Raw genomic sequence first — 24,932 nt, forward strand, 5'->3', positions numbered from 1 at the left:
CTTACCCGCGGGCTACCTGGAAGGGTGCGAAGGATTGGGCGGTCGGCATCAGTTCGATGGTGTTGATGTTGACGTGCGCGGGGCGGGTGGCCACCCAGTGGATGGTGTCGGCGATATCGTCCGCAGTGAGCGGCTGCATCCCGTCGTACACGGCCTCGGCCTTCTCCTGGTCGCCGGCGAACCGAACGGCGGAGAACTCGGTCGCCGCCATCCCCGGCTCGACGCAGGTCACCCAAACGCCCGTACCGTGCAGGTCCCTGCGAAGGTTCAGGCTGAACTGGTGAACGAAAGCCTTGGTCGCGCCATACACATTCCCACCGGGATATGGATAACTGCCGGCGACCGATCCGAGGTTGATGACCTGACCACCGCCTCGCTCCACCATGCCGGGAACGACCGCACGGGTGACATGCACCAGACCGCGGCAGTTGGTGTCGATCATCTGGTCCCAGTCGGCCAGGTCGGCGCGGTGCGCGGGCTCGAGACCGAGTGCCAGACCCGCGTTGTTCACCAGCACGTCGATCGCGGCGAACTGCTCAGGCAGGTCGCCGAGGATCCGCGCGACCGCCTCCGGATCGGTGACGTCGAGGACGACCGGAAGGACGTCCGCACCGAGGTCGGCGGCGAGTCCGGCCAACCGGTCGGCTCGCCGCGCCGCCGCGACGACGCGGGCGCCATCGTTCGCGAAGCGACGGACGACAGCGGCTCCGAAGCCGGAGCTCGCGCCGGTGACCAGGACGGTGCGCGGCGCCGTCACCGTGCATCAACTCCGTCGCTCATCGGCTTCAGGAACTCCGCCAGTGCGAGGCCGAACTCCTCCGGTCGTTCGAGGTTGGGAAGGTGACCCGCGCCGTCGATCACCACCAACTCGGCTCCGGGGATGTAGCCGGCCGTCCTGGTCGCCCACTCCACCGGCGTGTACTCGTCGTCGCGGCCGACCATCACGAGCGTCGGTACGTCGATCCGCCGCAGCAGGTCCACGTAGTCCTGCCGTTCCGCCCGGCCGCGAAGAGCCGCCGCCGCGCCTTCGGCCGGAGCGTTCCGCATCATCGTGAGGACGTGCCGCGCGACCTCGGGCCGCGCCTCGATGGTGCCCGGCGCAATCATCTTCGGCAGCAGTTCGTCGGCGTACTCGGACATTCCTTCGCGCAGCAGCCGATCAGCCACCTCGTTGCGCTGCCGCTTGCCCTCGGCGGTCTCCGCCTCGGGGAAGGTGTCGGCGAGGACCAACGCACGGATCCGCTCCGGCACGAGCCGATACAGCTCCAGCGCGATCTGGCCGCCCATGGACAAACCGGCGAGTGCGAAGCGCTCGATCCCCAGGTGGTCGAGCAATCCGATGATGTCAGTGGCGAAGACCTCCAGAGGCGTCACCCCTGGCACCACCGTGGTGTCGCCGTACCCCCGCAGGTCGGCGGCGATCACGCGCCACCCGTCCGCGCCGAAGCGTTCCGTCTGCGGCCGCCACATGCTGCGGTCGAAGGGATGCCCGTGCACCAGCACGAGCGGTGTCCCCGCCCCGATGTCGTCATAGCCGACGGTGATGCCGCCGATCTGCGCAGTGCTCATGATCAGTCCTCACAGATGCTTCGACCCTGTTGCCACTCGATGCTATTCGGGACAAGATACGAGTGCAATAATTTCATTGCACTCGGTGCAATCGTGAGGACCCATGCAGGATTATCGCTTGATCGCCGACGAGGTCGCCGCCGCCGTCGCGGGCGGACGGCTGCGCCCCGGTGATCGGCTCCCACCTCAGCGGCGGTTCGCCCGCCAGCACGGCATTGCCGACTCGACCGCGGCGCGGGTGTACGGCGAACTGATCCGCAGAGGCCTGGCCGTCGGCGAAGTCGGCCGTGGCACGTTCATCCGCGCCGCGCCGCCGAGGACCGAGCCCTTGCTGTCCGAGCCGGCCACCGCACGCATCGACCTCGAGCTGAACTTCCCGATGCTGCCCGATCAACCCGAACTGCTGGCCAAAAGCCTGGCAGGACTGTTGCGCACCGACGCGCTCGGCGCCGCCCTGCGGCCCGTCGGCGCCGAGGGCACTCCGGCGGCGCGAGAGGCAGCCGCTGAGTTGCTCCGTACGAGCGCCTGGGCTCCGGAGCCCGCGACCATACTTTGCGCGGGAAGCGGCCGGCAGGCGCTGGCAGCCGCTATCGCGACCCTCGTGCCCGCCGGCCAACGCCTCGGCGTCGAGGAACTGACCTACCCCGTGGTGAAGTCGATCGCGAGCCGGCTCGGAGTGGAGCTGATCCCCTTGCCGGTCGACGAGTCCGGCGTGCTGCCCAGCGCCGTACGGAGTGCGCGTCGCTCCGGTGGGCTCGGTGCAATCTATCTCCAGCCGACACTGCACAACCCGCTCGGTATCACCATGCCCGCCGCCCGTCGGTCGGAGCTCGCGGAGCTGGTGCAACGCCTCGACCTGGTCGCGATCGAGGACAACGTGAACGGGTTCCTCGCCGCCGACGCCGTGCCGCCGCTCGCAGCGGCAGCGCCGGACCACACGATCTTCGTCGACAGCCTGTCCAAGCGGATCGCACCAGGCCTGACGCTTGGTTTCCTGGTGGCGCCCGCCCGCCTGACCGCACGGCTCGGTGCGGCACTGCGATCCGGCGCCTGGTCAGCTGGGCGGTTCGCGCTGGACGCCGCGGTCCGATGGATCGGCGACGGCACCGCGGACACCATCCAGGATCGGAAGCGAGCCGACGCACGAGCGCGGCAGCACCTCGTCGGCGAACGCCTGCAGGGCTTCGCGGTTCAGGCCGACGTCCGCTCCTATCACTGCTGGTGGAGCCTGCCGGAGCCGTGGCGTGCTGATACGTTCGTCGCCGCTGCCGCTCGGCACGGAATCGCGGTGAGCCCCGCGGCCGCGTTCGCAGTCACTCCCGGACGCGCTCCCAACGCAGTACGCCTGGCTCTCGCGTCCCCGCCGTACGACCAACTTGCCGGCGCGCTTGACACGCTCGCGCAGATCGCGCGCGGGCTGCCGGAGGACGTCGGGGTCGAGTGAGAAGCCGAAGCACATCAGGCGAGAAGGAGTCCCGTGGACGACGTACCCGAACTGGCCGGCGGCCGGTTCGCCAAGCCGAGACGTGCCGGAGACGAGGTCCACAGATATCCGGGACAGGACAACTCCGAGATCCACCGCCTCCTCCAGCACTTCGAATCCAGGGGCTGCGCCCTGACTCCGCGATTCCTCGGTATCGCGGCCGATGGTGCGGAGCGGCTGACCTTCATCGCGGGCGACACCGGCTACCCACCGCTGTCTGACGATGTCCGCTCGGACGAAGCGCTGGCCAACGTCGCGCGCGCGATTCGTGAGGTACACGACGCAAGCCAGGGCTTCGAGATGTCGAGCCTGATGCCCGGTCTGAGCTACGAGATCGCCGGCCCGCCTGTGGTGGACTGCATCGGTCACAACGACCTGGCGCCGTGGAACATCCTCTTCGACGGGACCGAAGTCCGCGGCATCATCGATTGGGACACGGCACGGCCGTCCAGCAGGGTCTGGGACCTGGCGTACGCGGCGCATCAGTTCGTCCCGTTCCATCCCAGCGCAGATCTCGCTGCGTGGGGCTGGCTGGACGAGCCGGATCGACGGCGGAGGCTGCGACTCTTCCTCGAGAGCTACGGTCTCGGCATCGAGGCCCGCGAGATCGTGGACACCGCTGTGATCAGGCTCTACGGCATGGGAGCTCATATCGCCGGCCAGGTCGCCCGAAAGGACCCCGCATTCGCGGTTCATGCTGAGGAGAACCATGCCGCGGGCTACTTCAAGGCGGCGCAGTCGTTGATCCTGATGCGCGACTCTCTGGTGTAAGGATCCGGCGAGCCGGGATCAGAGGACGACGCGGTAGTGGGTGGTCAGGCGGCCGTTGTCGTCCAGGACGTGGAAGGCCAGCCCGGGTGGCTGCTCGAGGTCTGCGGCCTCGTCACCCTCCCACGGCATCCGCAAGGTCCAGGTGATCGCCGGCCCCACGATCAAAGGCCGCGTGGCGAAGATCGACGCCGCTGCGGTGTGAGCGTGGCCGGTGATGACCGCGGCGACCTCCGGATGCGCGTCGAGCAGGTCGGCCAGTTGTCCGGGCTGTTCGAGCATGCCGGAGTCGGGCATCGGGTGGTGAAGCTCGACCGGTGGCTGATGGAACGCGATCAGCGCTGAGGCGTCACGCGGAAGTTCGGCGAGGGTGGAGTCGATCCACGCGAGGGTCTCGGCGTCCAGGCGTCCCTCATCGCGGCCCGGGATCGTGGAGTCGCACATCAGAATGGTGGTCCCGGCGATGTGGTGCGCTTGATTGATGGGGCCGTCGTCCGGCGCCTCGCCCAGCAGAGCCTTGCGGTACGCCGGGCGCACATCGTGGTTCCCGGGGCAGGTCAGCACCGGGAAGGATGCGGTCAGGATCCGAGCCGCCTCCTCGTATTCGGCCTCCTCGCCGTGATCGGCAATGTCCCCGGTGACAAGCAGAGCGTCGACCGGGCGAGGCAGGGCTCGCAGGTAGTCCATGACGCGGACGGCACGACGAGTCGCCCGTTCGGTGCCGTCCAGATGCAGGTCACTGATCTGTGCAAAGAGTGCTGTCATCTCACTGTCTCCTCCGCTGGCAGGTCCTAATGGAAGCTGTCCGTTCTTCCGTTAGAGACCCTACGATACGCAGAGTGACCTCAGCAAGTGACTATTGGTCTGAGGCAGTCGTCGGCTTCAGTTTGTTCAAGTGGTGAGCCAGCTCTGTCCTCGAGCGGACCGACAACTTCCGGTAGATCCGGGTCAGGTTGGCTTCGACGGTCTTGACGGACAGGAAGAGTTCGGCGGCGGTCTCCTGGTTGGAGTGTCCTGCTCCGACCAGCTGGGCGACGCGGCGCTCCGTTGCCGTGAGCATGTTGGTGGTGGGATGCAGCCCGACCCGACCGGCTTCGTCCCTGGCTCGTTCCGCCCAGCGCGGGACGCCCTGCTCCTCGAACATGCTCGCGGCCGCGCTCAGCGTTTCCTCGGCCAGGCGTTTGTATCCGGCGCGCCGGTAGACCTGGCCCAGAGCCAGCCGGGAACGAGCCGCCTCGAACGGACACTCGGATCCCGGTTCGTCGACGATCCTGCGGAGCTCTTTCACAGCGCCGTCGAAGTCACCACGCGCAGCGCTCAACAGGGCCTGGCAGCGGTCCGCGGCCACTGCGGCTTCCGGCCGGCCGGCTGCGCCTTGGCGTCGCAGCAGGACAATGGCCGTCTCGACGTCCTGCAGTGCGCCGATCTGTAAGGCGGCGTCGGCGAGGTCGACAGGCCACAACAGTTGCTCCAGGTCGACCAGCTTGGTGCTCGCGAAGATCTCCGCGAGCTCGCGCAGCGGTTCGAGTGCCGCGTTCCAGTTCCGTGCGGAGGTCTCGACGAAGCCGAGCTGTGCCAGAAAGCCACCCAGCCAATACCTCAACCCGCCGGCTCTCGAGCGCGCCGCCGCGCGCTCGGCCACGTCGCGAGCCGCATCGAGGTCGCCCGCGTATTCGCTGATCAGGATGCGGGCCATGTTCTCCTGCAGACCCAAGGTCGTCCAGGCACCCAGGCGATCCGCTTCGTCCAGAGCGGCCTGAGCCTCCCGCACCTTCGAGGCACGGATCAGGACCAGGATCAACCAGATGTAGAGGCTGGACAGATCGCCGTACCGGCCGGCGTCGACGGCGCGCGCGATGGCGTCGCGGACGACCCGTTCGGCCCGGTGATCGTTCCAGCCCGCGTAGAACGCTCGGGCGCCGGCCCATTCGGCCGGGGACAGCTCGAGTGGCGAACTCTCGACCAGTCGCTCCATCTCGCGCACTGTCTGCTCCGGATCGCCCAATCCCCAGAGCTGCTCGATGGACTGTCGCTGGTACAGCGCGACGAGCTGGATGTCCGGACGCCCGGCCGCGCCCGCCTCGGTGATCGCCATCTTGGTCAGCCGCAGCGCGAGGCGCCCGTGACCTTCCATCCGGCGCTGCTCGCTGAGCGTTTGCAGGATCTCCGCACGGACCTCGCCCGGCGGTGCCAGCCGGAACGCCTGCTCGGCGAGGACCCGAGACCCTCTGAGGTCGTCGGCCAGCTTGGCCTGCCGCGCCAGTACCTGGGCATGCTGCTGCGGGACAGCGGCAAGCGCCGACCCTTTGTCCAGGGCCGACCTCGCCGAGAGGATGTCGCCGGCGTCGATGTATGTGTCCACGGCGCGGAGCCACCGACGAAAGCCGTCGGCGGTGCCCAGATCGGACGGGGTGGCCAGCGCGGCTCCTTCCAGCAACTCACCGGCCAATTGCTGGGCGCCACGGCGCCGGGAGACTTCGGCTGCGCGTTCCAGGTCGCCGGCCGCCGCTTCATCGGGGGCGGTGATCGACTTCGACCGGTGGCGGGCGCGCTCGACCGGATCCTCGAGCCTTTCCGCGAGTAAGCCGTGCGTACGACGCCGTGCGTCCGGTGCCGCGGCGTCGTACATGGCCGAAGCCAGCAACGGGTGGGTGAAGGCAACGACCGACCCGGCGCCGACACGTGCCACATCTGCGTCCCTGGCAGCTTCGAGAGCCGACCGCAGTTGGTCTTCCGCGACGAACTGTTGCAACTGCGCCACGGTGAGCCGGCCCGCCGCCGACACCAGCAAGAGGACCTCGCGTGCTTGGTGCGAAAGTCGTGCGACGCGCTCGTGCAGAAGGTCGACCAGCCCTGGCGGCACGGGAAGGACCGGATCGTGGCCGGCTTGCGCACTCCCCCGCCAGCTGGACACGTCGGCTTGCATGGCCCGCGCGATCTCGAGAGCCAGGAACGGATTCCCTCCGCTCGCCCGAGCCACCCCGGCGGACAGGGGCGGAGTCCATCGCGTGCCCAGGCGCTTGCGAAGCAGCTGGCCGATCGCCCACTCCTCCAGAGGAGGCAGCGTGAACTCGTGTCCAGGCTCGGGCAGGCACCGGATCAGGTCGGCACCGGTGCCCGGGTCCGGTCGGGTTCCGATCAGGACGCTCAACCGATCAGCTTCGCCGGCGATACGGCGGAGTGCGAAGCTCAGGCTCCCGACGCTTGCCTGGTCCAGCCACTGCAGGTCGTCGATGATGATCGCGACCGGTTCCGACGTACACAGGTGCGTCAGCAGACTTCGGACCGCCAACGGCACCGCCAAGGCGTCGACCTCCCGGCCGTCGGGCTCGACACGCTGCAGAGCAACCGCCAAGGCGTGCCGCTGCGGACCCGGAAGATCCCGCTCCGCTCCGTCCGGACACTGGCCGACCAGTTCGGCCAGCCCGGCGAAGGGAAGTCCCCGGTCGAATTGGGTTGGTGTCACGGAGAGCACCCTTCGCCCCCGGCGTTGGGCCAACTGATCCGCGACCTTCAGCAGGCTGCTCTTGCCCGTACCGGGCTCGCCGACGGCGACCGCACTTCCACCCCGGTCCACGACGTCGCTCATCACGCGTACGGCGTCCTCCCGGCCGAACAACCCGTACGCGGCCGCTGATACCTCACTCACGAGGGTCATCATCCTGCAAGTCGCAGACGGGATCGAGGGTCGCGGTCGAGGGGTATCCCTGATGCCTCGGCCGTCGGCCCACACCTAGCGTCGCCGGTGATCCCACCGATGAAGGAGGAACACCATGAACACCAGCACCCGACCGGCCGTCGTACTGATCCATGGCGGATTCGTCGACGGTTCCGGCTGGCGCGGCGTGTACGACCGGCTCCGGGCCCAGGGGCACCGGGTCGCGATCGTGCAGAACCCGACGGTGTCGCTCGCGGGTGACGTGGCCGCGACCAAGCAGGTCCTGGACGAGCTCGACGGCCCGGTGATCCTCGTCGGTCACTCGTACGGCGGTGTCGTCGTCACCGAGACCGGCAGCGACGAGCGCGTCGCCGGACTCGTCTACATCGCGGCGTTCGCCCCCGACAAGGGTGAGTCCGTGAACACGCTGATCGCCGACCCGCCGCCGGGAGCACCGGTTCCGCCGATCCTGCCGCCCCGGGACGGCTACCTGTTCCTCGACCGGGAGAAGTTCCACGACTCGTTCGCCGGCGACCTGCCGGCCGACGAAGCCGCGTTCATGGCCGACTCGCAGGTCCCCTGGGGCGTCGACGCACTCGCCGGCTCGGTCACCGACCCCGGCTGGCGGAGCAAGCCGACCTGGTACCTGGTCGCCGCCGACGACCACATGATCCCGCCACCGGCCCAGCGCGCCATGGCCGAGCGCGCCGGCGCGACCGTCCGCGAGATCCCCGGCAGCCACTCGGTCTACGTCTCGCAGCCCCAAGCAGTAGCCGACCTGATCAACACCGCGGTCGACTCTCTCGCCTGACCCGATCGGCGCTAGTGCTCCGGGGTGGTGAGGTTGTGGAGTTGGTGGCGGCCGGTGATGCCTAGCTTCGGGTACGAGCGGTAGAGGTGCGAGGCGACGGTGCGCGGTGACAGGAAAAGGCGGTCGCCGATCTCGGCGTTGGTGAGGCCGCGGGCGGCGAGGATGACGATTTCGCGCTGCTGTGCGGTGAGTTCGGCGAGGGCGTCGGGTGCTGTCGGCGTGACCGGCTCGGCTACGCCACAGGCGCGCAGCTCCGTTTCCGCACGTCGGGTCCAGGGTGCCGCGCCCAGTCGGCGGAATGTCTCCAGGGCGGTCGCCAGGATGGGCTTGGCGTCATTGATCCGTCGCTGCCGGCGCAGCCATTCGCCATAGTCGAGCCGCAACTGGGCCCGCTCGAACGGCCACTGCTCCCCCGCAGGATCGGCCAGAGCCTTGTCGAAGTGGGCCTCTGCGTCCACGGGTTCCGTGAGGAGGGCGCGGGCGCGCGCCGCGAGCTGGTGCAGCCGGGGGCCGCTGCTCTCCTCGACCGGAACCAGCGCGCGCTCGATCAACGTCCGCGCCTCGAGCCGACGCTCGGCCCGTACCGCGGCGGCGGCGAGATCGCCGATGGCCAAGTAGGAAACGTGATGGTGCAGGGGTTCGCCGTCCGCGTCGAAGAGCTGCCGCATCTGGGCAAAGGCCGGGAGGAAGTTGCCCTGCGCGAACGCGGCCATCCCTGCGGCATGGCGGGCGCGGGCAGCGATCGACCGATACTCCCGCTCGTCGGTGTACGTCGCCGCACTGGTCAGCAGTGACTGCACCTGCTCGTGATCGCCGCGCAAGGCGAGGATCGAGGCCGTGCAGAGGTCAGCAGTCGCCGCGACGGTCTCCATACCGTACGCGGCGGCAGCGTCGCTCGCTTCCCGGGCCGCTGTGAGCGCTTCGTCCCAGCGGCCGCTGTCGATGCACGCCCATTGGAGCGCGGACAGCGCGGCCCCACTGCGCCCCAGCATTCCGGGTGCGCGGAGCCGGCTCAGCGCTTCGCGGAGTAGCCGCACTGCGAGTTCGGTCTCGTCGAGCAACCAGGCCGACGCGCCGAGCTTGGCAAGATCGGTCACTGCCCGGGCGGCGATCCGGTGCAGCTGACCGACGCCGTCCGCGTGTGCGATCAGCGGCTCGGTGCACGCGCGTACCCACACCCGCTGCTCGTCGGCGAGGCCGTCCGGCCAATCAGCCGGCGGCCGGACAGGCTCGGGAAGCCGCTCGAGGGCACGTACGATCGCGGCCCGGTCCGCGTTCGTCCACGAGCTACCCGCCGACAGCCTGTCCAACGTCGACGGCGACAGCACCTACGTCCGAGTCCAGGTCCTCACCAACGCCGGCGCCCTCGACCGGGACAAGCAGTTGGCCGTCGTCGACGAACTCACCCGGATCGTCGCCACCGCCGCCGGCGACCCCGGCCTCACCGACCGGACCTGGGTCCTGCTGACCGAAGCCGCACCCGGCGGCTGGGGCCTGGGCGGCCACGCCAACACCAACGACGAGCTCGTCCTCGCCGCCCACGCCCAGATCGCGGACCTCAAGTCCCACCAGTGATTCGCCGTGGCGGAGCACTAGTCGGCCTCAAGTGTTCGGGTGATGCTGTAGGTGCTTCCTGGAGGGTGAAGGAGGGAGAAGGGTGACAGTCACGTACGTCGATGCCCCGACCAAACGGGTCACGGCGGGTAACGGGATCGACTACGCCTACCGCGAGTCCGGCGACGGCGCCGTACCGCTGGTTCTGCTGCAGCACTTCCGGGGGAACCTCGACAACTGGGATCCCGCTCTGGTCGACGCACTCGCGGCCGATCGGCGAGTCGTTGCCTTTGACAACACTGGTGTCGGTGCGTCCGGCGGGAGTACGCCGCGGTCGGTCGCGGAGATGGCGCGAGACGCGCTGGCGTTCCTGGACGCGATGGGCTTCGAGCAGGTCGACCTCGTCGGCTTCTCCCTCGGCAGCTTCGTGGCGCAGGAGATCACGCTGATCCGGCCGAGCGCCGTACGTCGTCTCGTCCTTGCTTCGTCAGCGCCGCAGGGTGCGGCCGGCATGCACGGCTGGGCGCCGGACGTGATCGGCGCCGTCGGCCAACCGCAACCCAACCCGGCCGGGGTGCTCGGCGTCTTCTTCGCCAACTCCGAGACCAGCCGGCAGGCCGGGATCGACGCCTTCGGCCGGATGGCGGCCCGCACCACCGACCGCGACGACCAGACCACGTGGGCGACCCGGCTCGCGCAGTACGACGCCGTCTGTGACTGGGGTGTCCCCAACCACGCACTGCTCGAACGGGTGAGCGCCATCGAAGTCCCCGTGTTCGTCACGAACGGCGACAGCGACCCGATGATCCTGCCGCATTACTCGTACCTGCTGGCGGGCCTCATCCCGCACGCACGGATCAAGATCTACCCCGACTCTGCCCACGGATTCCTCTTCCAGCACCACACCGAGTTCGCCGCGGACGTCCACGCCTTCCTGTGACGAGGCACCGACTGACCCGGCATGTCCCTGTCGTAGTACGTGGTTGGCCACGATCTCGTGGTCGGCCGGGACCACGTGACCACCCACGGACTTCCCGAGGCGCGAGGACTGGATCGGCACCCGCACTGTGATGGCAAGGGCGTTGCGAGATGCCCGCCGAGCAGGAAGGAGCCGGGAGCGTGAACGCCAGAGAAGCAAGGCGGACGGGGAACGACGGGGACAACGTTGCGGTCCAGACCGCGAACACCGGACGAGCCGGCGGCGATATCGACGAGGCGGTCGCGACCTTCCTCAGAGTGCGACCGCGGCTGCTGGCGATCGCGTACCGATTCCTCGCCGGCACGAGCGAGGCCGAGGACATCGTGCAGGAGACCTGGCTTCGCTGGCAGAAGACCGACCGCACGGTCGTCGGGAACCCGCAGGCACTCCTGGCGACGATGACCACCCGCCTCGCCATCAACGTCAGCCAGTCCGCCCGGCGACGCCGCGAAACCCCCACCGCACCCGAACCCGCCGACACCGGCAACGACCCAGCCACAACAGCCGACCACCAAGAAGCCCTCGAACAAGCCATCGCGGTCGTCCTCGACAACCTCACCCCCAAGGAACGCGCCGCCTTCATCCTCTGCGAAGCCTTCGACTACCCCTACCCGCGAATCTCGCAACTCCTCCACCTCGGCCCCGCCAACAGCAGACAACTCGTCTGCCGAGCCCGCAAACGGATCGCCGCCGACAAACAAAGAACCGTGAAGCCGGCCCTCCATCGGCATTTCCTGCACGCATTCCTCGACGCGGCCCGGGCCGGCGACCTCACCGGCTTCGAAGAACTCCTGACCGCCGATCTGGCGGCCTGACGGTATCCCGAACGTCGGTGTCAGGGCATCGAGTCGCATCGGCTCGATGCCCTGACCCCATCCGTCCGGCTAGCCGACGGTCGCTCGCACAGCCTGCTCGATGACTTGAGTGACGGTCTTGGGGTCCGACATCAGGCCGACATGGCCGGCGTCGAACTCCACGATCGTGGAGCCGGCCCGCTCGGCCATCGACCGCTGGACGCCGGGCGGGATGATCTTGTCCCGCGTGCCGAGGACGTACCAGGACGGGATCGTCCGCCAGGCCGGCGTTCCGGACGGCTCGCCGAGTGCACCCACGGTGGCCGACCGCTGGGTGGCGAACACGACCGCCTTCTCATCGTCACTCAACCCGTTCGCGAACGACGTGAAGACCGTCGACTCCTTGAGGTACAGATCGCTGGCCGCGGTCGGCGGGAACGTCGGGGGGACAAGGTCGAAAACGGTCGTCGGGTCGACGGACAGCGCGGAATCCGGCCCGGCGAGGGCCGTCGCGTTCTCACCGGTGTCGGGTGCGAAGGCGTCGACGTACACGAGTGCCTTGATGTTGGGATTTCCGGTGGCCGCGTTGGTGATCACGGCACCGCCGTACGAGTGGCCGACCAGGACGATCGGGCCGGTCAAGCTGTCCAGGAACGCCCTGACGGACGTCGCGTCGCCCGACAGTGATCGCAGCGGATTGGCGATCGCCCTGACCTTGTAGCCCTCGTGCTGGAGCGTCGACACGACTCGGCTCCAGCTCGAGGCATCTGCCCACGCTCCGTGCACCAGCACGATGGTGGGCGGGCTTCCGTGATTGTCGGGACTGGTCATCGATCTGTCCTATTCCGTGCGAAGGACGGCTCCAACTGTCGGCGGACCTCTGTGCTGGCGACACTCCTCGCCGGAGCGGAGTCGGAGCCGACTGCGTCTTGATCGGCTCGGTTCTAAAGACCGGACACCACCCCGCCGTGTGACACGAGTCGCCGGCTCTTCCGCGAGGTCGCTTCAGAGCTCGCCGCCGAGCGCGCCGGCCAGGCCGTCCCGGGTCAGGCCGAGACCGACCAGCAACTCCGCGTCCGCGTCGTTGTCAGGGTCGATCCGATCTGGCAACTGATCCGCCACCGAATCGGCAACATCAGGTCCGTAGGCGCGACGAATGATCGCGAGCGCCTCCGCTTTCATCAGAATCGCCATGTTTGCCCGCTCCCAAGAACGCAGACGCCATCCGGCATCCACTCATCCCAAAGCTAGGACCAGACACAACCCCATTCCGTGACAATCGCATCCCGTGGCAGCGCGATGCCGACCTGCAGACTCTGCGCGGCGGATCAGTTGGTTCTCGGATTCGCAGGCGCGCGTGTGATCGAGATAGTCGAGACAGGCAAACGACTGCACCTGTACCGACTCCGAGAGGGAGTGCGATGACTGCCCAGCCCGACCCTGACATGCCCGGCGTTCCCGCGCGCCGGGCCGGCCGGCTCGTGGAGCTCAACGGCTGTCTGTCGCTGAAGACCCTTCCCGGCCGGGACCTGCACCCGAGCGAACTCGCCGAGCTCGCGGCCTCGATCGCGGCGCAGCCACACCTGTGGGAGGACAAGGTCAGCTACAGCGATGACGAACGTGTGTTCGCCTCGCTGCACCGCGACGCCAACGTCGACGTCTGGCTGATCTGCTGGACGCCGGTCAACGACACCGGCTGGCACGACCACGACGTCTCGTCCGGCGCGGTGGCGGTTGCTCGCGGCAGCGTGGTCGAGCACAACCTGGCGATCGGCGTCGACTCGATCGAGACCGAGGTCGCCGCGGGTGACGTCTACGGCTTCGGCCCGGATCACATCCACCGCCTGACCGGCCTGGGCGAGGGCAGTGTCACCGTGCACGCCTACAGCCCGCCGTTGTGGCGGATGGGCCAGTACTCCGTCAAGGACGGCGTACTGCGCCGCACCTCCGTCTCGTACGCCGACGAGCTCCGTCCCCTCGACTGAAGCAAATCGACTGTTGCCCGCAACGGAATGACGCGGCTCCGGAGTCGGTGAGAGTAGCCTCGAATACGCTCGCCGCTCTGGTTGCATGACGGACGATCACGCCGGAGCGCCTACGTGCCCGATCGGAGGGGTTCGAATGAGCGATGTGCTCGCTGACCACACGACGAAACTTCTGCGCGGAGCCGGGCGGCACTGGGGCTGGCCGCCGGCCTACGGAATCATCGCTCTGCTCCTCGGGGTCATGGTCCTGGTCTGGCCGGGGATCTCCCTGCTGACACTCGCTGTCGTCCTCGGCGTGTGGCTGCTCGTGCTGGGCATCATGGAGATCGTCTTCGCGTTCCAGCTCCGTTCGGCGGGCCGAACCGTCGGGCGGATGACCTCCGCGACGTAGGTCGCTCGACCGGAGGGCGCGAGGTTGACGTGACCGCGGACCCTGGCAAGTCCGCGGCGCCGCAGCCGCCGGCAGGAGGGAAAGGCGGGTGGTGGCCGAAGGTACGCCCGGCCGCCTATCTCGTGCTGGGCGGCGTGTCGCTGTACCTGGTGCTCCCGAGTCTGCTTTCGGTCTTCGGCTCATGGCGATCGCTCGAGCATCTGGACTGGCCGTTCGCGATCCTGGCGCTCGCCTGCGAGATCACAAGCTATGTGTGCCTGTGGGAGGTCGATCGGATCGCATTGGGCACGCGCGCCTGGTTCCCCGTCGCCGCCGCCCAGCTCACCGGGTTCTCCGCCGGCCACGCACTGCCGGGCGGTGGCGCCACGTCCACAGCGGCCGCGACCGCGATGTTGCGCAAGGCCCGCATCGCCGAAACACAGGACATCGTCACGGCGTACGGCGCGGCCGCGATCCTGCAGATGGCGACGACGTTCTCCCTGCCCGTGCTGGCGCTACCAGCGATCCTGGGCGGTGCCGCGGTCAACCACAGCCTGGCGACGGCGGCCTACCTCGGCGTCGCCGTACTCGTGACAATCCTGGCAGTGGGTACGGCGGTGTTTGTCAGCGACAAACCCGTCGAACGGGCCGGCCGCGCCGTTCAGTGGCTCCTCAACGCGACCGTCAGACGACGCAAGCACGTGACCGACGTTCCGCAGAAGTTGCTCGCGGATCGCGACTTCGTTCGCACCACGGTCGGCAAGCGTTGGAAGGCGACACTGTTGGCGGCCGCCGGCAACAGCCTGTTCGACTACTTCGCGCTGCTCGCCGCCCTTCACGCCGTCGGAGCCGACCCGCACCCGTCGCTCGTCCTTCTCGCGTACGTCGCGGGCGAACTCCTGACGCTCCTGCCATTCACCCCCGGCGGCCTCGGCTTCGTCGAGGCCGGCCTCGTCACGACGCTCACTCTCGCGGGCGTGCCCGGCGGCGACGCCCTGGCGGCGACCCTGCTCTACCGCATCGTCTCGTACTGGCTCCCGCTCCTGGCCGGAGGCGTGGCGTACCTGCTCTTCCGCCAGCGCTACGGATCCGGCAACGCCCGGAGCTGACGTACGCCGCGTGGGTCACCACCAGCCCCACGTACGGCGAAGATCAGCGCGATCGGCTCGGCCAGCAACCGCCGCGCCGCAAACACCAGACACTGCACCGAGGCGCGGTCGAGCCACTGTGCGTCATCCATCACACAGGCCAGCGGCTGGTCCTCCGCCGCCGCGGCCAGCAGGCTCAAGACGGCCAGGCCGACCAGAAAACGATCCGGTGCCGGCCCTTCCCGAAGCCCGAATGCGACCGCCAACGCGTCACGCTGCGGCCTCGGCAGCTGCTCCAGCCGGGGTCCGATGAACGGCACGCACAGCTGGTGGAGCGCGGCGTACGCGAGCTCCAGCTCCGACTCGACGCCCGACGCCCGGACCACACGCAGGTCCGATGCCGACGCCCGGCGCACCGCATAATCCAGCACGACCGTCTTGCCGATCCCGGGCTCGCCGTGCACGACCAGCACGGCGCTGTTGCCCGCCCGTGCCCGGTCAAGCACCCGATCCACTGCCCCGCGCTCGACGCGCCGGTCTAGAAGGCCCGTTCCGGGTCCACCGCTGGAGACGCCCATATCGATGTCCTGCCGCTCAACTGGCAAGTCTCGCCGATCTGAGCAGCGTTGACCACCCGCCACCGGGCTAGTTGGTCAGTGGCCGAGCAGGCCGACGGCGAACGAGACGACCAGGACCGAAATCATCAGCGCCGAGACCGATTCGACAGCCATCAACAGCTTGGCCCGGACGGACAGTGGCATGGTGTCGGTCGGGCTGAAGGCCGAGGAGTTGGTGACCGACACATAGAGGTAGTCGATGAACCCCGGCGCCCAGCCGGACTTGGCCGATGACCGCTGCGCCACCTCACTGATCGCGTCGTGGTCCTCGTCCTGCGGGAAGCGGAAGTCCGCGTTGGGCAGTCGCGGCCGCGCCACCCGGAAGCGGGTGACCGGACCGCCCCTGTCGAGCTCCCAATACGCGAGCGCGAAGACGAGAACGTTCGTGAGCCACACCTGCCCAGCGGCTGCCAGCAACTGACCACCTGCCTCCGCGTCTCCTGCGACTAGCGATCGGATCAGCAGCACGAGGGCGGTCGTGTTGGACAACGCGATCAGCAACACGAGGCCGATCGACAGTCGCCTCAGCAACCGGTTCTGCCTGCCCATCCGGCGCGGATTGGCCAGGACCAACGGGATGAACAACAGCAACTCCAGCCCTGGGACCACGAACCGTGGCCCGATCTGCAGCGCACTGGGCAGGAGGGCGTACAGCCCGATCGCCGCCACCACCCCGACGGCAGCCGGCAACCGCGGCTCACCCGGATGCGCCTGCGTCGTCGTCCGTTCGTTCATGCGGGTCACCCTGGTACACGCCTCCTCAGACCAACCACCAACGTCTGATTGGTCAGGTACCCCGCGTGGGGCAGGTATGCGCGTGTCCGCCGGATCATGTCCAAGGCCCAGCGCAGCCGCACCGAACCGCGGACCGACGTACGCCGGTGCCCACGCCATCATCAGCCGCAGCAGCCCGACTGCTTGGTGGAGGTGTCCTCGATGACGGTCAGCAGGCCGCCGCTGATCCCAGTGGCCAGGCCGCGTCCCGCCGGCGCGGAGATCTCTACGGCTTGGGGTGCCGGGCCGCAGCAACCGCCGGCCTCGTCGTCAGTGCCGCCGTACGCGAGGTTGGACGAGCAGACACCCGTCTCGGGTAGGTCGAGCTGCACGTCGCGGGCCGCGTCCCAGTCCCCGGCCAGTGCGGCGACGACCGAGCGGGCTTGTTCGTAGCCGGTGGCGAGGAGGAACGTCGGTGCCCGGCCGTAGGATTTCGCGCCGACCGCGTAGTACCCGGGTTCGGGGTGCGCGAGCTCGTCGACCCCGTGGGGCGGGACGGTGCCGCAGGAGTGCTGGTTCGGGTCGATCAGCGGGGCGAGAGCGCGGGTCGATCCCATGATCGGGTCGAGGTCGAGGCGCAGTTCGGAGACGAAGTCGTGGTCCGGGCGGAAGCCGGTCGAGTTCACCACGGTGTCGGCCACGACCCGGCGTTCGCCGGCAGCCAGTTCGACGCGGCGGTCGGCGGTGCGGGTGATCGCTTCGATCCGGAACGAGCCGACCAACTCGACGTGCCCGGACTGGACCAACTTCCTGAGACGGCTTCCGAGCGCGCCACGGGCGGGGAGTTCGTCGGCCTCGCCGCCGCCGTACGTGCGGGCCTGGTCGGTGCCGCGCACGACCCAGACGATCTCGGTCCCGGGAACCTGCTCAGCCAGCTCGCCCAGGTCGAGGAGGGTAGTCGCTGCCGAGTGACCCGCACCGACGACCGCGGTACGACGTCCCGCGTAGCGATCACGGTCGACGCCAAGGACGTCGGGCAGGGCGTCGACGATGCCGTCCGCTGCGGTGGCTTCACCTTGGGCGGGGATGCCGGAACCGCCGAGGACGTTCGGCTTGCGCCAGGTGCCGGCGGCGTCGATCACCGCGGAGGCGAGTAGCTCGGCTCCGCCGGCAAGGCGGATCAGGAATGGCGCGGCTTCGCGGCCGGCGGTGCGGATTCGGTCGAAGCCGACCCGGGTGACGGCGACGACGGTTGCGTCGTACCGAATGCGGTCGTTGAGCTGTGGCGTCTTGGTCAGCGGTGCGAGATACGAGTCGATCAGGTCACCACCGGTAGGGAGCGTGCCCAGGTCGGGCTCCGTCCATCCGCTCGCCTCGAGTAGGCGCCGGGCGGCGGAGTCGATGTCGTAGCGCCATGGGCTGAACAGCTTCACATGCCGCCATTCACCGATCGCCGCCGCGACGGTCGGCCCGGACTCCAGCACGACGAAGTCCAGCCCGCGTTCCGCGAGGTGTGCTGCCGCGGCCAGGCCGACCGGCCCCGCACCGATGACGACCACCGGCGCCGCTGTCTGCTCGCTCACGATTCCAACTCCCTGTCTAGAAGATCATCGAAACAACAGTTAGCTTGCCTCGTGATTAGACAAGAGTCAAGATAGACCTATGTCGAAACAGGAACTCACGCTGACGCCCGTCGGGACCGGTGGCTGTTGTGCGCCGATCTCCGATGCTGCACTCGATGCAGCCGGGGCGGCCGAGGGCGCGGCGGTGTTCAAGGCGCTGGCCGACCCGATCCGGCTCCGCCTCCTGTCGATGATCACGTCCGCGGGCGATGAGATGTGCGTGTGCGACCTGACCCCACAGTTCGAGGTGAGCGGTCCGACGATCTCCCATCATCTGAAGGTGTTGCGCGAGGCCGGCCTGGTCGACTGCGAGCGGCGGGGCACATGGGTCTACTACTGGCCCGTGCCTGAACGGCTGCAATGGATCTCGACTCTTCTCGCTGTGCCGGAGCCTGTGTCGCCTCGCTGATTCACGGTCGCGCCGATCTGAACTGATGTAGGCCACGCCGGCTTGACTCCGGCAGATACCTCAGTGAGCATTGAGTCAATGAACACTGAGCGACTGACCTTGGCTGAACGAGCCCGCATCCATGCGGCACTCGGCGATCCTGCGCGGCTCGCGATCGTGGACACTCTGGTCGCGGGTGACGCGGCGCCGGGCGAGCTGGGGGCTGCGCTGGACCTGCCGACCAACCTGGTCGCCCATCATCTGAAGGTGCTGGAGGATGCCGGCCTGGTCCTGCGAACCCGGTCCGAGGGTGACCGTCGGCGTACCTATGTCCAGCTCCAACCGGACGCGCTGACCGCGATCGCCACTCCTGCGCTGCTCGCGGCGAAACGGGTCGTGTTCGTCTGCACCCAGAACTCCGCACGCTCACAACTCGCCGCGGCGATCTGGTCGCGCCGCAGCCATGTGCCGGCCGTCTCCGCAGGCACCCAACCGGCCGAGCGCGTCCATCCACGGGCGTTGAAGATCGCCCGCCGCCACGGTCTGAACCCCGTTGACTGGCACACCTCCAACCTGGGTGACGTCGTACGACGCGATGACCTGCTGATCGCCGTGTGCGACAACGCTTATGAGCATCTGCCGTCCGAGCAACGGCCCCGGTTGCACTGGTCGATTCCCGATCCGGCACCGATGGACACCGACGCGGCTTTCGAGTCCGCCTACACCGAGATCGCCGACCGGATCGATCGGCTGGCGCCTGCACTGTCGCCCGAGGCGACCGACTCCACCCGGAGCACACCATGACCGAACTCACCTGGCACCGGCACGCCGACCTCTCCATCGACCAACATCTCGCCCTGCGCACCGCCTCCGTACGACTCACCGATGAGTTCTCCGACATCTACGGTCCGGAGACGATCGAACGGTTCCTGCACTCCAGCTACGACCAGTTCGTCACCGGCAGCACCATCCCCAACTTCCTCCCCCTGCTGGCCGAACGGTTCGCGCGGCAACGCCTCACAGCACTCGCGCGGGTCGAAGGTCATCGCGACGACGGCAAACCCGTCGTGTTGTTCCTCTGCGTCCACAACGCCGGCCGGTCGCAGATCGCGCTCGGGTTCTTCCAGCACCTGGCCGGCGACAACGCGATCGCCTGGTCCGGCGGCTCCGAACCCGGCATCGACATCAACCCGGCCGCTGCCGGCGCGATGGCCGAACGCGGCATCGACATCTCCACCGAATACCCCAAGCCCTGGACCGACGAGGTTGTCCGCGCCGCCGACGTGGTGGTCACGATGGGCTGCGGCGACGCGTGCCCGATCTTCCCCGGCACGCGCTACGAGAACTGGGACCTGGACGACCCCAATGGACTCGACGTCGCCGACGTCCGCCCGATCCGCGACGAGATCGAACGCCGCGTCCGCGTCCTGCTCGACGAACTCGCCGTACCGGTGAGCCGCGGATGAGCCACGCACAACCGTTGTGGCGCCGCGCGGTCGCCGAGGCTTTGGGGACCGGGTTGCTCGTCACCGTCGTTGTCGGCTCCGGCATCGCCGCGGCCAGCCTGTCGCCCAGCGACACCGGCGTACAGCTCCTGGAGAACTCTTTCGCCACCGCGCTCGGGCTGGCAGTACTGATCCTCATGCTCGGTCCCGTGTCCGGCGCCCACTTCAACCCGGCCGTGTCCGTGATCGACTGGTGGCTCGGCCAGCGCACAGGCAGCGGGCTGACGGGCCGCGACCTCGCCGCCTACATCCCCGCTCAAATCGGCGGCGGCGTCGCCGGGGCGATTCTCGCGAACCTCATGTACGGCGAGCCCGCGGTCTCCTGGTCAACCAAGCACCGATCTGCCGGACACCTCTACCTTGGCGAGACTGTTGCCACGGCCGGTCTGATCCTGCTGATCTTCGCGCTGGCCTGGTCCGGCCGCGCTCGGCTCGCACCCGTTGCCGTGGGCGCCTATATCGGGGCCGCGTACTGGTTCACCTCGTCCACCTCGTTCGCCAACCCGGCGGTCACGATCGGGCGCGCGTTCAGCGACACCTTCGCCGGCATCGCGCCCAGCTCGGTGCCCGGCTTCATCTTCTTCCAAGCCTTCGGCGCCATCCTCGGCGCTGCCCTCGTCGTGGTCCTCTACCCCCGCGCGAGCGAGGCCGCGGACAACGTGGCCACACCTCAATCAGACACCACCCACACAGGAGCGTCCGCGTGAGCAAGCCCGCTGTTCTGTTCGTCTGCATCCACAACGCCGGCCGCTCACAGATGGCCGCCGGCTGGCTGCGCTACCTTGCCGGCGACCGCATCGAAGTCCGGTCCGCCGGGTCCGAGCCCGCCAGCCAGATCAACCCCGTCGCCGTCGAGGCGATGCGCGAGGTCGGCATCGACATCACCGGCGCCGTGCCGCACATCCTCGAAACCGAAGACGTGCGCGATAGCGACGTCGTCATCACCATGGGCTGCGGCGACGCGTGCCCGATCTTCCCCGGCAGACGCTACGAAGACTGGGAACTCACCGACCCCGCCGGCCAACCCATCGAGATCGTCCGCGAAGTCCGCGACGACATCCGTAGCCGGATCGAGAAGCTCGTCGCCGAACTACAGGCCGCATGACGTCTCGACGGCGATCGCCGAAACCGACATCGCCGAGCCTCAGAAGACGGAGGAGCCAACGAGTTGTCCGATGCCGAACGTCACCGCCATCGCGATGGCGCCACCCACCACGAGCCTGCTGACGGCGGGCGCCCATCGAGTCTGGCCCAGGCGTGCGCTCAGCACGCCGGTTCCGGCCAGGGCGAGCAGAACGGCGGCGAAGGTGACGGGGACACGGATTCCCGGCGGTGGAAGCAAGATCGCGACCAAAGGCAGTAACGCGCCCACGGTGAAAGCCAGGGCGGACGCGCCGGCAGCGTGCCAAGGGTTGGTCAGCTCATCGGGGTCGATCCCGAGCTCGGCCTCGGCGTGCGCCGCGAAAGCATCCCGCTCGGTGAGCTCGGCCGCAACCAGCTTTGCCGTCTCGGGGCGCAGGCCTTTGTCCACGTAAAGAGCAGCCAACTCGTCCAACTCGTCTTCCGGTGACGCGGCCAGCTCTGCTCGCTCCTTCGCCAGCAGGGCTTGCTCGGAGTCACGTTGGCTGCTGACCGAGACGTACTCGCCCAGCGCCATCGAGACCGCACCCGCAGTCAGGCCTGCCACGCCCGCTGTCAGGATGGCGGTCGTCGAAGTGGTCGCGCCGGCCACTCCGACGACCAGCCCTGCTGTCGAGACGATGCCGTCATTGGCGCCCAGCACACCGGCACGAAGCCAGTTCAGACGTCCGGCCAGTCCCCCACGATGCGGTTCACCAGGGTGGGTTGCAGCCTCGTCACGCCGAGACACTTTGCTTCAGCCTCCCGTCCTGGTGCCGCTCGGCCGGAGCTTCAGTTGTCATGTCGACTACGCCTGTGGGTTGTCATCGGTGAGCGGTATCCGAGCGCCCTGAGCACTGTCGACTCTGAGCCGCTCGGATGCCAGCTGTCTGACCGCTCAGCGTCCGCGAGCTGCTCGAAGGCGGCGCGGACCAGGTCCGTGGCCGGACTCCTGTCGGTGACGGCAGCAGCCGCCTGATCCAAGAGTGCCGCCGCCGATTGAACTCGCTGGTTGTGCTCCGCACGCCGGTCGGCGCGCAGGAGAACGGCCAGACCGCGGAGCCGGGCCGCTGGATCAGGCGCTGGACTGGAATGGGTGACCGGACTCGTCGTGACGACTGTTGGCCGGGGCGTCGGCTCGTTCCGGCTCGGCCGCCCCGTCGACGACGCTCGCGGGCGCGGCGGCGAGCTCGCCAGAACCGGATGGCTCGGCCGGATATCGATCGACGCAGGGGTGCTCTGTGCCTGTTCTTCGCCGGCGGCGCCGAACAGCACGGCGCCGGCGGCCACGACGATGACCGCGCTGACCACGCTGCCCGCCCCTGTCAGGCGGCGAGCACGGGCCATGATCGGCGTCCGGCGCCGGAACAAGGGAGGCGGCACGGTCAGTCGGATGACCGGCACATCAGAGGCTGTGTCCGACCGAGATGGGTCTGTGTCGGCGACTGGGACCGCGAGGACCAGGGTCCGCTCCGGCGCCGTCGCGAGACGGGCTTCGAACTCCGTGGCCGACGCCGGACGTTGGCGCGGGTCCTTGGCCAGCAACCCGTCGATCAGGCTCGCAACACGGTTGTCGGCGTCCGGAAGCCACTGTTGCACAGGAGTCACGGGTACGCCGACCTGCGACGCCGGCACCGACTCGGCGTCGCCGGTGAAAGGCGGCCGTCCGACCAAGAGCTGATGGAGCACACAACCGAGGCCGTACCAGTCGCTCGCGGTGCTCGCCGGTTGTCCGGACGCGCGCTCCGGTGCGATGTAGGCCGGATCACCGGCCGGCCGGCCGGTGTCGGGGTCCACCGTGAGTGCGTTGGACGGCCCGGTGATCTTCACGCTGCCGCTGTCGGTCAGTAGCAGGGCTCGAGGCTCCACGCGGCCGAGCACGGCCCCAGTCGCATGGACGGCCTCCAAACCGCGCGCCAGTTGTACGGCCACGTCGGCGACCTGTGCCCCCGGCAGTGGCCCGCGGGTGCGCACCAGCGCCGCGAGGTCAGTTCCCTCGACGAACTCTGTGACGAGGTAATCCCGGCCGTCGGCGGCACGGCCTGCGTCGTACATCCGCAAGACGTTCGGGTGCACGACCCCGGCCACCGGGAGTCGACCGTGCGCCGGTTTCCCGTCCGGGACACGGATCCGACGGCCTGGCTGCGACAACCAGATCACCACCGGACGACGCATCGCCAAGTCCACCGCCAGCCACCGCTCATCCGTCTCGTCTCGCTCCAGCAGACCGCGGATGTCGTATCTCCCCGTGAGCAACTCGTCGCCCACCCATGCCTCCGTCTCTAGGAGTGGGAAAATACAGATAACAGCCTGGTAACGCAAGCGCACCCAACAGCGGAGTGATGATGTCCGGCTGCAGCCGGGACAGCCATTGACTCGATGCATCGACGCGGGGCGCCGCGGGTATACCCTCAGCCGTCTGAGCCATCGGGGCCCCTACTGCCAGGAGAAGTCACGCATGTCGTCCCATCGACCTACCTCGATGCGGATGTACGGACCAGCTGCGAAGTTGCGCTGGTTCGCCGGGTACATCGCCGTCCTTCTGCTTCCGTTCCTCCTCACCTGGTTCGTCTTGCGCGGCAGCCGGATCAGGCCGGGCGAAGGGCTGGCGCTGAGTGCCGGCATCGTCGGATTCTCGGCGCTGGCGGTCGCGGTGGTGCTTCCCGCCCGGCTCCGGCGACTCGTCGCGACCTTCGGGATCGAGACGGTGCTCCGGATTCATCGCGTGATCGCCATGCTGGCCGGAGTCCTGGTCCTGGTGCACGTGGTAGTCGTGCTCTTCGTCGACCCACGCGGACTGCACATCTTCGAACTCTGGCACACTACCTGGGCGGCACGAGCCGCGACGGCGTCGACCGCGGCGCTGGTCCTGATGATCGGTCTCGCCATCCGGCGCCGTCGCCGCCAGCCGCGCTACGAGGGCTGGCGACTGGTGCACAACGGCCTCGCGGCGATCGTGCTCGCCGGTGCCTGGCTGCATGTGTGGTTCCTCGGCCATCTGGTCCACCATCCACTGCTCGGCGGCTGGTTCGTCCTCGTCGGTGGCCTGGCGGCCGGGCTCGCCGCACGCCGATGGATCTGGCTACCGCTGCAAGCCCGGCGCAACGTGTACAGCGTCGAGACCGTGCGCCCGGAGCCCGGTGATGCCGTCACCCTGGTGCTCCGGGCCGACGGTCACGACGGCATGCAGTTCCACGCCGGCCAGTTCGCCTGGATCAAGATCGGCTCGACGCCGTTCGTGTTCGAGGAGCACCCGTTCAGCGTTGCCTCGACGGCCGAGCATCCCGAACACGTCGAGTTCACGATCAAGGCGCTCGGCGACTTCACCGAACTGGTCAGCGCACTACGGCCTGGCCGGCGGGTGTACCTCGACGGCCCGTACGGCGGATTCACGATCGAGGGACACACCGCCTCGGAGGGTTTCGTGATGATTGCCGGCGGGGTCGGGATCACGCCACTGCTGAGCATGCTGCGCACGCTCGCCGATCGCGGCGACCAGCGCCGGCATCGGCTGATCGTCGGAGCCCGGACCGAGGACCGGATGCTGTTGCGCCCCAGCATCGATGAACTCCGCGGTCGGCTGAACCTCAAGGTGATCGAAGTCGTGGAGTCCCCGGGCGACCAATGGCGCGGCGAAGTCGGCCGGATCGACGTTCACCTGCTGTCCCGGGTGCTGCCCCGGCGTGCCCGGCACCTCGACTACTTCCTCTGCGGTCCGCCGACGATGGTGTCCGGGATCTGCGAGGACCTGCGTGACCTCGGAGTCCCGCTGCGCCGCGTCCACACGGAACTGTTCAGCTCGGTCTGACGCTCGATCCACAACGAGACGGGCCCGGCCTTCCTGCACGCACACGCGGACTTGCCACCGGCTGGCGCTGAAAGACCTGGTGAACGCGTGTCCATCGGCC

At 68.6% G+C, this 24,932-nt stretch carries 27 protein-coding genes; 15 read left to right on the forward strand and 12 right to left on the reverse strand.

Features of this window, described 5'->3' with window-relative positions; all coding sequences use genetic code 11:
* Position 1: 1 nt before the first annotated feature.
* Positions 2–757 (reverse strand): SDR family NAD(P)-dependent oxidoreductase, encoded by a 756-nt coding sequence (locus OG558_RS39065; protein ID WP_405067517.1) that lies wholly within the window; start codon positions 755–757, stop codon positions 2–4.
* The gene (locus tag OG558_RS39070; protein ID WP_405067518.1) at positions 754–1,569 is read right to left on the reverse strand and encodes an alpha/beta fold hydrolase; all 816 of its coding nucleotides are present in this window, start codon (positions 1,567–1,569) and stop codon (positions 754–756) included. Before OG558_RS39070 ends, OG558_RS39065 begins: the two co-directional genes overlap by 4 nt.
* Before the next feature lie 103 nt (positions 1,570–1,672).
* On the opposite strand from OG558_RS39070, the gene OG558_RS39075 reads away from it, so the two are divergent.
* Positions 1,673–3,013 (forward strand): PLP-dependent aminotransferase family protein, encoded by a 1,341-nt coding sequence (locus tag OG558_RS39075; protein ID WP_405067519.1) that lies wholly within the window; start codon positions 1,673–1,675, stop codon positions 3,011–3,013.
* 33 nt (positions 3,014–3,046) lie between these two features.
* Complete coding sequence (locus tag OG558_RS39080; RefSeq protein WP_405067520.1) at positions 3,047–3,823, forward strand: phosphotransferase; 777 nt, start codon at positions 3,047–3,049, stop codon at positions 3,821–3,823.
* A gap of 18 nt (positions 3,824–3,841) precedes the next feature.
* Here OG558_RS39080 and OG558_RS39085 read toward each other — a convergent pair whose 3' ends face one another.
* Both OG558_RS39085 and OG558_RS39090 read right to left on the reverse strand, forming a co-directional pair.
* A complete protein-coding gene (locus tag OG558_RS39085) occupies positions 3,842–4,585 on the reverse strand; it encodes a metallophosphoesterase (protein ID WP_405067521.1) in 744 nt (247 codons plus the stop codon).
* 91 nt (positions 4,586–4,676) lie between these two features.
* Positions 4,677–7,469 (reverse strand): ATP-binding protein, encoded by a 2,793-nt coding sequence (locus OG558_RS39090; protein ID WP_405067522.1) that lies wholly within the window; start codon positions 7,467–7,469, stop codon positions 4,677–4,679.
* A gap of 124 nt (positions 7,470–7,593) precedes the next feature.
* On the opposite strand from OG558_RS39090, the gene OG558_RS39095 reads away from it, so the two are divergent.
* Positions 7,594–8,289: an alpha/beta fold hydrolase gene (locus OG558_RS39095; RefSeq protein WP_405067523.1), complete on the forward strand. Its 696-nt coding sequence runs from the start codon at positions 7,594–7,596 to the stop codon at positions 8,287–8,289.
* An 11-nt stretch (positions 8,290–8,300) separates the two neighbouring features.
* Here OG558_RS39095 and OG558_RS39100 read toward each other — a convergent pair whose 3' ends face one another.
* Positions 8,301–9,467 (reverse strand): LuxR C-terminal-related transcriptional regulator, encoded by a 1,167-nt coding sequence (locus OG558_RS39100; protein WP_405067524.1) that lies wholly within the window; start codon positions 9,465–9,467, stop codon positions 8,301–8,303.
* On the opposite strand from OG558_RS39100, the gene OG558_RS39105 reads away from it, so the two are divergent.
* The 3 genes from OG558_RS39105 to OG558_RS39115 all read left to right on the forward strand — a co-directional run bounded on the left by OG558_RS39105 (position 9,448) and on the right by OG558_RS39115 (position 11,637).
* Entirely contained in the window at positions 9,448–9,864 is a 417-nt protein-coding gene (locus OG558_RS39105) for a 4-oxalocrotonate tautomerase family protein (RefSeq protein WP_405067525.1), read from the forward strand. The genes OG558_RS39100 and OG558_RS39105 overlap by 20 nt on opposite strands.
* An 82-nt stretch (positions 9,865–9,946) precedes the next feature.
* Positions 9,947–10,783: an alpha/beta fold hydrolase gene (locus OG558_RS39110; RefSeq protein WP_405067526.1), complete on the forward strand. Its 837-nt coding sequence runs from the start codon at positions 9,947–9,949 to the stop codon at positions 10,781–10,783.
* A 179-nt stretch (positions 10,784–10,962) separates the two neighbouring features.
* Positions 10,963–11,637: a sigma-70 family RNA polymerase sigma factor gene (locus OG558_RS39115; RefSeq protein ID WP_405067527.1), complete on the forward strand. Its 675-nt coding sequence runs from the start codon at positions 10,963–10,965 to the stop codon at positions 11,635–11,637.
* Between the two features lie 69 nt (positions 11,638–11,706).
* Here the strand turns inward: OG558_RS39115 and OG558_RS39120 are convergent, their stop codons facing one another.
* Together OG558_RS39120 and OG558_RS39125 are read right to left on the reverse strand one after the other, a co-directional pair.
* The gene (locus OG558_RS39120) at positions 11,707–12,447 is read right to left on the reverse strand and encodes an alpha/beta fold hydrolase (RefSeq protein ID WP_405067528.1); all 741 of its coding nucleotides are present in this window, start codon (positions 12,445–12,447) and stop codon (positions 11,707–11,709) included.
* Between the two features lie 174 nt (positions 12,448–12,621).
* Positions 12,622–12,810: a hypothetical protein gene (locus OG558_RS39125; protein WP_329478640.1), complete on the reverse strand. Its 189-nt coding sequence runs from the start codon at positions 12,808–12,810 to the stop codon at positions 12,622–12,624.
* Between the two features lie 227 nt (positions 12,811–13,037).
* On the opposite strand from OG558_RS39125, the gene OG558_RS39130 reads away from it, so the two are divergent.
* From OG558_RS39130 to OG558_RS39140, 3 genes are all read left to right on the forward strand, one after another.
* Entirely contained in the window at positions 13,038–13,601 is a 564-nt protein-coding gene (locus tag OG558_RS39130) for a cysteine dioxygenase (protein ID WP_405067529.1), read from the forward strand.
* Between the two features lie 136 nt (positions 13,602–13,737).
* Positions 13,738–13,992, forward strand: a complete 255-nt coding sequence (locus tag OG558_RS39135; protein WP_405067530.1) for a DUF308 domain-containing protein — start codon at positions 13,738–13,740, stop codon at positions 13,990–13,992.
* Between the two features lie 29 nt (positions 13,993–14,021).
* Complete coding sequence (locus tag OG558_RS39140) at positions 14,022–15,080, forward strand: YbhN family protein (protein ID WP_405067531.1); 1,059 nt, start codon at positions 14,022–14,024, stop codon at positions 15,078–15,080.
* Here the strand turns inward: OG558_RS39140 and OG558_RS39145 are convergent.
* From OG558_RS39145 to OG558_RS39155, 3 genes are all read right to left on the reverse strand, one after another.
* Positions 15,053–15,637 carry an AAA family ATPase gene (locus OG558_RS39145; protein WP_405067532.1) on the reverse strand — a complete coding sequence of 195 codons (585 nt, stop codon included), beginning with the start codon at positions 15,635–15,637 and terminating at the stop codon, positions 15,053–15,055. The two genes, OG558_RS39140 and OG558_RS39145, sit on opposite strands and share 28 nt — an antisense overlap.
* A 75-nt stretch (positions 15,638–15,712) precedes the next feature.
* Positions 15,713–16,411, reverse strand: coding sequence for a hypothetical protein (locus OG558_RS39150; protein ID WP_405067533.1), 699 nt, complete (start codon positions 16,409–16,411; stop codon positions 15,713–15,715).
* 161 nt (positions 16,412–16,572) lie between these two features.
* Positions 16,573–17,973: an FAD-dependent oxidoreductase gene (locus OG558_RS39155; RefSeq protein WP_405067534.1), complete on the reverse strand. Its 1,401-nt coding sequence runs from the start codon at positions 17,971–17,973 to the stop codon at positions 16,573–16,575.
* 79 nt (positions 17,974–18,052) lie between these two features.
* On the opposite strand from OG558_RS39155, the gene OG558_RS39160 reads away from it, so the two are divergent.
* From OG558_RS39160 to OG558_RS39180, 5 genes are all read left to right on the forward strand, one after another.
* Positions 18,053–18,421, forward strand: a complete 369-nt coding sequence (locus tag OG558_RS39160; protein WP_329478656.1) for a metalloregulator ArsR/SmtB family transcription factor — start codon at positions 18,053–18,055, stop codon at positions 18,419–18,421.
* 78 nt (positions 18,422–18,499) lie between these two features.
* Positions 18,500–19,204 carry a helix-turn-helix domain-containing protein gene (locus OG558_RS39165; protein ID WP_405067535.1) on the forward strand — a complete coding sequence of 235 codons (705 nt, stop codon included), beginning with the start codon at positions 18,500–18,502 and terminating at the stop codon, positions 19,202–19,204.
* Positions 19,201–19,866: an arsenate reductase ArsC gene (locus tag OG558_RS39170; RefSeq protein ID WP_405067536.1), complete on the forward strand. Its 666-nt coding sequence runs from the start codon at positions 19,201–19,203 to the stop codon at positions 19,864–19,866. Before OG558_RS39165 ends, OG558_RS39170 begins: the two co-directional genes overlap by 4 nt.
* Positions 19,863–20,612, forward strand: a complete 750-nt coding sequence (locus tag OG558_RS39175; protein WP_405067537.1) for an MIP/aquaporin family protein — start codon at positions 19,863–19,865, stop codon at positions 20,610–20,612. Before OG558_RS39170 ends, OG558_RS39175 begins: the two co-directional genes overlap by 4 nt.
* Positions 20,609–21,010, forward strand: coding sequence for an arsenate reductase ArsC (locus OG558_RS39180; protein WP_405067539.1), 402 nt, complete (start codon positions 20,609–20,611; stop codon positions 21,008–21,010). Before OG558_RS39175 ends, OG558_RS39180 begins: the two co-directional genes overlap by 4 nt.
* 39 nt (positions 21,011–21,049) lie before the next feature.
* On the opposite strand, the gene OG558_RS39185 is transcribed toward OG558_RS39180, so the two are convergent.
* Both OG558_RS39185 and OG558_RS39190 read right to left on the reverse strand, forming a co-directional pair.
* Positions 21,050–21,688: a VIT family protein gene (locus tag OG558_RS39185; RefSeq protein ID WP_329478666.1), complete on the reverse strand. Its 639-nt coding sequence runs from the start codon at positions 21,686–21,688 to the stop codon at positions 21,050–21,052.
* 128 nt (positions 21,689–21,816) lie between these two features.
* The gene (locus tag OG558_RS39190; RefSeq protein WP_405067540.1) at positions 21,817–23,292 is read right to left on the reverse strand and encodes a serine/threonine-protein kinase; all 1,476 of its coding nucleotides are present in this window, start codon (positions 23,290–23,292) and stop codon (positions 21,817–21,819) included.
* A gap of 190 nt (positions 23,293–23,482) precedes the next feature.
* Between OG558_RS39190 and OG558_RS39195 the strand changes: the two genes are divergently transcribed.
* Positions 23,483–24,832, forward strand: coding sequence for a ferric reductase-like transmembrane domain-containing protein (locus tag OG558_RS39195; RefSeq protein WP_405067541.1), 1,350 nt, complete (start codon positions 23,483–23,485; stop codon positions 24,830–24,832).
* Positions 24,833–24,932: the final 100 nt, after the last annotated feature.

The sequence above is a fragment of the Kribbella sp. NBC_01510 genome (genome assembly GCF_045040325.1).
Classification (GTDB): Bacteria; Actinomycetota; Actinomycetes; order Propionibacteriales; family Kribbellaceae; genus Kribbella.

Coding starts and splice junctions, on each gene's coding strand:
- OG558_RS39165 (WP_405067535.1), top strand. CDS start 18,500: ATGAACACTGAGCGACTGACCTTGGCTGAACGAGCCCGCATCCATGCG.
- OG558_RS39130 (WP_405067529.1), top strand. CDS start 13,038: ATGACTGCCCAGCCCGACCCTGACATGCCCGGCGTTCCCGCGCGCCGG.
- OG558_RS39070 (WP_405067518.1), bottom strand. CDS start 1,569: ATGAGCACTGCGCAGATCGGCGGCATCACCGTCGGCTATGACGACATC.
- OG558_RS39150 (WP_405067533.1), bottom strand. CDS start 16,411: ATGAACGAACGGACGACGACGCAGGCGCATCCGGGTGAGCCGCGGTTG.
- OG558_RS39075 (WP_405067519.1), top strand. CDS start 1,673: ATGCAGGATTATCGCTTGATCGCCGACGAGGTCGCCGCCGCCGTCGCG.
- OG558_RS39125 (WP_329478640.1), bottom strand. CDS start 12,810: ATGGCGATTCTGATGAAAGCGGAGGCGCTCGCGATCATTCGTCGCGCC.
- OG558_RS39170 (WP_405067536.1), top strand. CDS start 19,201: ATGACCGAACTCACCTGGCACCGGCACGCCGACCTCTCCATCGACCAA.
- OG558_RS39120 (WP_405067528.1), bottom strand. CDS start 12,447: ATGACCAGTCCCGACAATCACGGAAGCCCGCCCACCATCGTGCTGGTG.
- OG558_RS39135 (WP_405067530.1), top strand. CDS start 13,738: ATGAGCGATGTGCTCGCTGACCACACGACGAAACTTCTGCGCGGAGCC.
- OG558_RS39160 (WP_329478656.1), top strand. CDS start 18,053: ATGTCGAAACAGGAACTCACGCTGACGCCCGTCGGGACCGGTGGCTGT.
- OG558_RS39145 (WP_405067532.1), bottom strand. CDS start 15,637: ATGGGCGTCTCCAGCGGTGGACCCGGAACGGGCCTTCTAGACCGGCGC.
- OG558_RS39195 (WP_405067541.1), top strand. CDS start 23,483: ATGTCGTCCCATCGACCTACCTCGATGCGGATGTACGGACCAGCTGCG.
- OG558_RS39175 (WP_405067537.1), top strand. CDS start 19,863: ATGAGCCACGCACAACCGTTGTGGCGCCGCGCGGTCGCCGAGGCTTTG.
- OG558_RS39085 (WP_405067521.1), bottom strand. CDS start 4,585: ATGACAGCACTCTTTGCACAGATCAGTGACCTGCATCTGGACGGCACC.
- OG558_RS39095 (WP_405067523.1), top strand. CDS start 7,594: ATGAACACCAGCACCCGACCGGCCGTCGTACTGATCCATGGCGGATTC.